This is a genomic window from Micromonospora sp. (assembly GCF_048594385.1).
Classification (GTDB): Bacteria; Actinomycetota; Actinomycetes; order Mycobacteriales; family Micromonosporaceae; genus Micromonospora; species Micromonospora wenchangensis.
This window is the reverse complement of sequence record NZ_JBMDWU010000248.1, coordinates 1-7,658: the sequence shown is the minus strand read 5'-3', so window position 1 is coordinate 7,658 and position 7,658 is coordinate 1. Positions and strand designations below refer to the sequence as shown.

Here is a 7,658-nt window from a genome sequence, read left to right as displayed (position 1 = left end):
CGGGAGCGGCGCAGCAGCCGGCTCACCTCGCGTTCCCGGAAGAACGGCATCAGCGGGCAGCAGACCGCCCCGATCCGGGTGGCGGCCAGCGTGAGCACCACGAACTCCGACCAGTTGGGCAACTGCCAGGCGACCACGTCGCCGGGGCCCACGCCCAGCTCCCGCAGCAGCGACGCGGCCCGGTCGGCGGCCCGGTCCAGGTCGCGCCAGCTCAGCGTGGCGCCGGCCCGGCCGGGCGAGGCCGCCTCGACCACGGCCTCGTCGTCGCCGCGCGTGTCGGCGTGCCGACGGACCAGTTCGGCCACCGGGATGGCGGCCAGCTCGGCAGGCGTCGGCAGGGCGGCCGTCGGCACGGACGGTCCGGCGGAGCGGGCCGGCGACGCGACCGGCGCGCCGGCCGTACGTCGACCGGCGGGCTGGAGGTCGGCGGGGCGGGGCAGGCGGCGGGCGCGGGCCCGGTCGACCGACATGTTGAGGCCGACGCCGTTCATCTGGTCGAGGAACTGCGGGAAGGAGATCCGGTGGGCGTTCGGATAGGTCAGCCGGCTCTCGCCGGTGGCCCGGGAGGCGGCCACCGCCAGCGCCATCAGCACCCGGTGGTCGTTGAACGAGGACAGGTCGGCCTCCCGCAACTGGCCGACGCCCTCGCAGAGGAGCCGGTCGCCGTCGAGCCGCAGCCGGCCGCCCATCCGGTTGAGTTGCAGCATCGCCGTCACCCGGTCGGACTCCTTGAGCCGTACGTGGGCCACGTGGTCGAGCACGGTGGTGCCGTGCGCGTGGGAGCCGAGGACGCTGAGCACCGGCAGCATGTCGGGCACCGCGCGGCAGTCCACCCGCACCGGGGCCAGCCGCAGCCCGTCGTGGCGCACCCTGATCCAGCCGGTCGCCGGGTCGCGGGTCAGCGGCACGCCCATCGTGGTGAGGCTGTCCAGCAGGTGCGCCTCCGGATGGTCCAGCTCCCCGGTGGGGACCGCCGGCAGCCCCCGGAACAGCACGTCGGACGGGTGCAGGGCGGTCGCGGCCAGGCCGAACGCGGCGGCGCCGACGTCCGGCGGCAGCCGTACCACCGCCGGGGTGGGCCGCTGGCCGGGCTCGATGTCGTACCGGCGGCCGTCCGCGCTGACCTGCACGTGCAGGCCGAACTGGCGCATCATCGCCACGGTGAGGTCGACGTAGGACCGCTCGTTGAACTCGCCCACCACCTCGACCACGGTGTGGCCGGTGGCGAACGGGCTGACCAGCAGCAGGCTGGAGATCCACTGGGAGAGCGTGCCGGGAATCCGCACCCGGCCCCCGGTCGGCGGGTGGGCGGCGACCCGGATCGGCAGCAGGCCGCCGGTGGAGGTGATCTGCACGCCGATGTCCGCGAGGGCGTCGAGCAGCGGGCGGATCGGCCGCCGCCGGAAGTACTTCTGCCCGGTGATGCCGACCGGGGTCTCGGCCAGGGCGGCGAGCCCGGTCAGGAAGTAGAGCGTGGTGCCCGAGCTGCCGACCGAGACCTCCGGACGTACCGGGCGGTACCGGCCGCCACGGACCACGAACGCGTCGCCCTCGACGGTGACGGCCGTGCCGAGGTCCCGCAGCGCCCGGATGGTGTGCTGCACGTGGCCCGCGTGGCAGGCGCCGTGGATGCGACTGGTCCCGTCGGCCAGCGACGCGAGCATCAGCGCCCGGTGCGCGTGGTACTTCGACGCCGGGACGTCGAACTCGCCCACGAGTGGCTCGGCCGTGCCCTTGATGACGAGACGCACAGTCCCTCCCCGCAGTGTGTGTCAGCCGGCGGTGTCTGGTGGCGACGGTGTCGCCGGAGCTGGGCCCGGCTCCGGTCCCGCAGCCGGGCCGGGGGCGGCAGCCGGGCCGGGGGCCGGGACGCCGCCGAAGACGGCGTGCATGCCGCCGTCGGCGTGCACCACCTGCCCGGTGGTGTACCGGGACAGGTCCGACAGCAGGAACAGCACCGCCCCGACCACCCGGGCCGGGTCGGCCCGGTCCCAGCCCAGCGGCGCCCACCGCTCGTACTGGTCGGCCAGGGCGGAGAAGGTACGCACCCCGCGCGCCGACACGGTCTCGACCGGCCCGGCGGCGACCAGGTTGACCCTGATCCCGGCCGGGCCGAGGTGCAGCGCCAGGTAGCGGCAGACCGCCTCCAGCGCCGACTTGTAGACCCCCATCCACCCGTATCCGGGCAGCGCCCGGGTCGAGTCGACGGTCAGCCCGACCACCGCGCCGCCGCCGGGGGCCCGGCTCAGCAGCGGCGACAGCGCGGAGGTGAGCTGCTGCAACGAGTACGCCGACGCGCGGAACCCGTCGAGCACCCCGTCGGCCCCGGCGGTGGCGAACCCGGCCCCCAACGCGTCCGGCGGGGCGGCGGCGATGCTGTGCAGCACCCCGTCGAGCTGCCCCCAGCGGCTGCCGATCGCCTCGGCCAGCGCGTCGACGCTCGCGTCGGACATCACGTCCAGTTCGAGCACCTCGGGGCGGGACGGCAGCAGGTCGGCCACCCGGCGGGTGATCCGGCCGACCCGCCCGTACGAGGTCAGGATGACCTCGCAGCCCTCGCGTTGCAGGGCCGCCGCGACGTGCCAGGCGATGGACTCGTTGTTGAGGACCCCGGTGACCAGGTAGGTGCGCTTGTCCAGGCTCAGCGACGAGCTCAACTCGACGCGCCCGCCACGATCCGCTCGACGAGTTGACCGATGGTGACGTCCGCGAGTTCGCTGCGCGGGATCTCCACCCCGTACTCCTTGACGACCATGGCCATCAGGTCGGCGACGTCGAGCGAGTCGATGTCCAGCGCGTCGAACTTGGCGTCGGCGCTGATCGCGTCGTCCTCGACGCCGAGGTCGATCAGTTCGGCGCGCAGGCGCTCCTCGACGGCGGGGGCGGTGATCTCGGTCGATGGAGAAGACATCCGGGTGCTCCTTGTCTCGCAGGGGAATCGGTCAGGCCGTCAACGGGGCGCGGCGGGCGAAGTTGGTGTGGTGCCGCTGCGCCCAGTACCACTGACGCCAGTAGCTCTCGGCCAGCTCCAGCCAGGTCTCCAGCCGGCCGGTGTCGTCGAGGAACCGGTTCATGCTGACCAGCAGCCAGCTGTAGACGCCCTGGCTGTCCCGGCAGTCCGCGCAGTTGCCGGAGGTGCAGCAGAACTGGAGGGTCTGGTAGTCGGCGCCGTAGACGGCGAAACCGTCCAGGACCGGGTTGCCGTTGCGGATCCGTTCGGCGTGGTCCGGGTGGTCCACGCTGATGCTGGGGCAGACGTCGTAGCCGAACTGGCCGTCCCAGTGGGTGCGGCCGGTGATCAGCGACTCGATGAAGTACGGGTGGCAGACCACCGTCTCCGGGTACGCCTGCTTGACCCGCAGCGCCTCGGCGAGGGTGCGCTGCTCGTTCTCGATCCGCAGGGCGTGGTCGCTGCCGTGGGCGGAGTAGAAGTTGAAGGTGACCTGGTTGCCGTTGTCCTGGATGGCCCGCACGGTCGGTTCGACGTACTGCAGGCCCTCCTCGGACAGGGCGTACACGAAGATCACCCGGGGGTCGTTGCGGTAGTGCCCGAGGGCGGTCTCGAAGAGGCCGGAGAACGACGAGCCGTTGACCCGGTAGCCACGCAGCGCGTCGTCCAGCGGGCCGCCGCCGAACAGGCTGATGGCGACCGCGACCTGCTCGAAGCCGCTCATCGGCAGCGGCCGGATGCCGTTGGTGGAGATGGTCACGTACGGCAGCCGCTCGACGAACGGCACGACCCGGGGCAGGACCAGCGTCGGCTCGCCGCCGATCAGGGTCGCCTGGGTGACACCCCTGGCCACCAGCGAGTCCACGAACCGGGAGATCAACGCCGGGTCGGAGGTCTCCGGAACGGCCGCGTCGAAGCCGCCCTCGAAGTACCAGCACCCCTTGCACCGGATGTTGCAGGTGGTGGTGAGGTGCACCTCGGTCGCGCTGACCCGGCGGCCCATGTCCCGGACGACCTGCAACCGCGCGGCCAGGTCGGGTCGGTCGGCCAGCAGGGACGCCAGGCGGACCTTGGCCTCCCGCCGGGACAGCGGACGGGGATTGATCGCGATGGGGGTGGGCATGGGTGGGGCGTCCTCTCAGGTGGCCACGGCGGGGACGACGAGCCCCAGCGCGTGGATCCGGGGGATGACGGTGTTCTCCCACTGCTGCAACGCCTCACCGTTGGTGGTGCGTCGCAGGCCGTAGCGGACCGCCCGCTTGGACCGTTCGGACTCCGGGGTGCCGAACAGGTCGCGGAAGACCGGCCAGAGCCGGTCGAGCGCGGCCTGCAACTGCTCGCGGCCCTCGTCGGTGGCGGCGAGGTTGCGGCAGACCCGGGCGCCGTGGGCGATGTGGATCTTCTCGTCCAGGATGATCGTGCGGACCGCGTCCGCCCACGGCTTGTAGCTGCCCTGGGCGAACTCCTTGATCATGATCAGGGCGCTCTCCTCGCCGATGTACGAGTAGATCCCCCGCTCGGCCCAGGTGGTGCACTGGTGCAGTCGCTTGTCGGCGAAGAGCCGACGCTCCTCGATGGACTGGGATTCCATGTGCGAGGTGTCGATGCCGATCTCGGCCAGCACCCGCTTACCGATCTTGTAGTGGTCGTACTCCTCGGCGGCCCGTTCCGCGCACACCTGACGCTCCTCGGCGTTGGGCGCCAGCGGCAGGAACATCATGGTGTAGTCGTCTCCGCCGGAGAGTTCACCCTCCGTGTTGATCATGATCTGGCTGATCAGCGCCTTCTGGTAAGCCCGGGGCATGCGCTTCAGCTCGTCGGGGGTACGTACCACTACTTCTTCGTCGTCAAAGATCTCCACCGGCATAACGCAGCTCGCCTCCTGTTGGCATTCACGCCCGCGAATTATGGAAAAAGGGACACCGACACTGGCGCGGTACGACGACGGACCCGCAGGTGCCCCCGGTGAACCGATCTCCTGGCAGACCCCCCGTTCCTCCTCGTCCGACACCGACGGTGACTCAGGTCAGGTTCGTGACCGCCAACCGCCGCACGTCCGACCGCTGGATCTTGCCGAGCGGGGTACGCGGAAAACTGTCGACCCCGAACTGCGCCAGCGGGACGAACCGGCGCGGCACCTTGAACGCGCTGAGCTGCTTGAGCAACAGCGCGCGCCAGTCGTCCTCCCGGGCGACCGCGCCGGGCAGCAGGGTGTAGACCAGCACCAGTTCCACCCCGGTCACCGGGTGCGGCAGCGCGGCGACCACCGCGTCGGCGATCCCGTCGAGCTGCGGCACGACGTTCTCGATCTCGGCCGGGTAGACGTTCTCGCCGCTGACGATGACCATGCTGTCCATCCGGTCCACGATGGTCAGCTCGCCACGCTCGTCGAGGTGGCCGAGGTCGCCGCTGCGCACCCAGCCGTCGACCAGCCGCCCGGCGGTGAGTTCCGGCGCGGCCTCGTACCGGGTGAAGATGCTCGGGCCGCTCAGCAGGACCTCCCCGCTCTCCCCCGGCGCGACGTCCCGCCCGTCTGCGTCGACGACCCGGACCCGGGCGAACGGCACCGGCAGGCCGGTGGTGCGCCGGTCCCCCGGCTGGCGGTCGCGGGGCTCCACCACGGTCAGCGAGGTCATCTCGGTCATCCCGTACACCTGGAACACCGGGATGCCGAAGGTGCTCTCGAACCGGTGGATCAGGTCGGGGCTGAGCGCCGAGCCGCCGGCGAGGACCCCCTTGAGCCGGCTGTCGGCCGGTCGCTGCGGCCGCTCGACCAGGTGCGCGAGGTAGGCGTTGACCACCAGGGTCCAGGTCGGGCGGTGCCGGTCCACGTAGTTCCAGAACCGGGCCAGCGCCACCTCCGAGCGGACACAGACCGTCCGCCCCCCGGACCACAGCGGGGTCAGCGTGGGCAGGCCCTGCCCGCCGACGTGCAGCATCGGGATGACGTTGAGGAAGACGTCGTCGCGGCCCGCGTCGGCCCACCGCACCAGCGCCAGCGAGTTGGCCAGCAGGGCCCGGTGGGACAGCACGACGCCCTTGGCCGCGCCGGTCGACCCCGAGGTGTAGACGATCTCGGCGTCGGCCGCCCCGCCGTCCGGGGGCGCGACCAGCTTCCCCCGGTAGGCGACGCCCCGGTCGAGGACCGCGGTGAGGAACCCCTCCGCGTCGTCCACGGTCAGCCAGCGCCGGCCCGGCGACGCCTTCGCGGCGGTCGACGACGGGCCGAGCACCAGCGCGACGTCGGCGTGGGCGAGCAGGGTGTCCAACTCGGCCGGGCCGGACTTCGGGTTCAGCGGCACCAGCATCCGCCCGGCGGCGATGACGCCGAGGAACAGCAGCGCGGCCAGCGACGAGTTGTGCAGGACCACGGCCACCCGGCCGCCCGGCGGCACCCGGTGCTCGTCGAGCAGCGCCGCGCAGCCCCGGGTGAAGGTCAGCACGTCGGTGAAGCTGATCTGGCGGCCACCGGGTTCCGCCGGGAGCAGGTACGGGTCGTCCCCGTAGGCCGCCGCGGCCTGGGTGACGAGATCCAGCAGGTTCGCCGTGTCGGCGAGGTTCGGCTCGGCCAGCGGACTAGGCATGCGACTCGTCGCGGACGGCGGCGGATTCCACGACCGCGCAGAGCCGGTTGACCGTGGGAGTGTCGAAGATGACGTCGACCACGTCCACGCCGTACGCCGCCTCGACCCGGGTCACGATCTCCACCGCGCCCACCGAGTCCATGCCGAGTTCGACGAGGTCGTCGTCGGGACCGACGGTGGGTCGGTGGAGGACTTCGGCGCAGATCGACGTCATGTTCTCGTGCAGATCGGTCGTGGTCACTGAAGCGGTCCCCCCATGTCAGATCACCACACGGGCCACGGCAACGTTGCGGTAGCGGCCCCTTCCCCCAAGTCCGGGACTCGTCGGGACCATACTCAGTCCCGTCGTGAACCGTCCAGGGCAACCGTCCGAGCAATCGACCGTGACCGCTCCCACGATCGCGATGCGCCATTAGTCCATGTCATATCCGGATAGGATCGTGGCATGGGGAAGGGGCGGCCGAAGGCCAGGCTGGTGCTCACCGACGAGGAACGGGAACAGCTCACGAAGGGGGCCCGCGCGGCCCACTCGACGCAGTCGTTCGCCATTCGCTGCCGAATCGTTTTAGCCTGCGCCGAGGGGGCCACGAATATCGAGGTCGCGACCCGGTTGAACGTTTCACCGGCGACGGTCGGGAAATGGCGTTCCCGGTTCGCCGCCGCGCGGCTGCCGGGGCTCGCCGACGACCCGCGTGCCGGCCGGCCCCGCTCGGTCCGGCCCGAGCAGGTGGACGGGGTGGTGGCGGCCACCCTCGACGCCACGCCGGCCCCGGCACGACGGTGGTCCCGGGCGTCGATGGCCGTCCACAGCGGCCTTTCGGCGTCCACGGTCGGCCGGATCTGGCGTCGGTTCGACCTGCGTCCCCACCTCCAGGACGGCCTCACCCTGGCCACCGACCCGGGGTTCGTCGCCACGGTGGTGGCCCTGGTCGGGCTCTACCGCCAGCCGCCGGGCCAGACCCTGGCGCTGTGCGCCGTACCCCGCGACGAGCGACCGGCGAGCGGCGACCCGGCCGGCCCGGCGTCGGCCCCGGACCGGGCACCGGCCGACGGACCACCGCCGGCGCACCGGCCGGGGATCGCCCCGCGCCGGCCGGAGCAGCTCGTGGCCGCCGGCGAGGCCG

8 protein-coding genes are annotated in these 7,658 nt (G+C 72.2%); 1 reads left to right on the top strand and 7 read right to left on the bottom strand.

Annotated features, from left to right (window positions below):
• The 7 genes from aroA to ACOJTC_RS12795 all read right to left on the bottom strand — a co-directional run.
• The coding region (gene aroA / locus ACOJTC_RS12825) for a 3-phosphoshikimate 1-carboxyvinyltransferase (protein ID WP_420117022.1) at positions 1 to 1,751 on the bottom strand (1,751 nt) is incomplete at its 3' end.
• Positions 1,752 to 1,772: 21 nt separating this feature from the next.
• On the bottom strand, positions 1,773 to 2,657 hold the full coding sequence (locus tag ACOJTC_RS12820; protein ID WP_420117021.1) for an SDR family oxidoreductase: 885 nt from the start codon (positions 2,655 to 2,657) through the stop codon (positions 1,773 to 1,775).
• Positions 2,654 to 2,911 (bottom strand): acyl carrier protein, encoded by a 258-nt coding sequence (locus ACOJTC_RS12815; protein ID WP_204923099.1) that lies wholly within the window; start codon positions 2,909 to 2,911, stop codon positions 2,654 to 2,656. The genes ACOJTC_RS12820 and ACOJTC_RS12815 overlap by 4 nt, the downstream gene beginning before the upstream one ends.
• Positions 2,912 to 2,942: 31 nt before the next feature.
• Complete coding sequence (locus ACOJTC_RS12810) at positions 2,943 to 4,073, bottom strand: 4Fe-4S cluster-binding domain-containing protein (RefSeq protein WP_420117020.1); 1,131 nt, start codon at positions 4,071 to 4,073, stop codon at positions 2,943 to 2,945.
• Positions 4,074 to 4,088: 15 nt separating this feature from the next.
• Positions 4,089 to 4,811 (bottom strand): Phenylacetic acid catabolic protein, encoded by a 723-nt coding sequence (locus ACOJTC_RS12805; RefSeq protein ID WP_204923101.1) that lies wholly within the window; start codon positions 4,809 to 4,811, stop codon positions 4,089 to 4,091.
• Between the two features lie 160 nt (positions 4,812 to 4,971).
• Positions 4,972 to 6,534 carry a class I adenylate-forming enzyme family protein gene (locus tag ACOJTC_RS12800; protein WP_420117019.1) on the bottom strand — a complete coding sequence of 521 codons (1,563 nt, stop codon included), beginning with the start codon at positions 6,532 to 6,534 and terminating at the stop codon, positions 4,972 to 4,974.
• On the bottom strand, positions 6,527 to 6,775 hold the full coding sequence (locus ACOJTC_RS12795) for an acyl carrier protein (RefSeq protein ID WP_204923103.1): 249 nt from the start codon (positions 6,773 to 6,775) through the stop codon (positions 6,527 to 6,529). The genes ACOJTC_RS12800 and ACOJTC_RS12795 overlap by 8 nt, the downstream gene beginning before the upstream one ends.
• A gap of 204 nt (positions 6,776 to 6,979) precedes the next feature.
• Between ACOJTC_RS12795 and ACOJTC_RS12790 the strand changes: the two genes are divergently transcribed.
• Positions 6,980 to 7,658 (top strand): helix-turn-helix domain-containing protein (locus ACOJTC_RS12790; protein WP_420117018.1); only part of this gene is annotated, 679 nt, incomplete at its 3' end.

What these genes read in the sequence shown, in the direction of transcription:
- ACOJTC_RS12810 (WP_420117020.1), bottom strand. Translation starts at nt 4,073, where the DNA reads ATGCCCACCCCCATCGCGATCAATCCCCGTCCGCTGTCCCGGCGGGAG.
- ACOJTC_RS12815 (WP_204923099.1), bottom strand. Translation starts at nt 2,911, where the DNA reads ATGTCTTCTCCATCGACCGAGATCACCGCCCCCGCCGTCGAGGAGCGC.
- ACOJTC_RS12800 (WP_420117019.1), bottom strand. Translation starts at nt 6,534, where the DNA reads ATGCCTAGTCCGCTGGCCGAGCCGAACCTCGCCGACACGGCGAACCTG.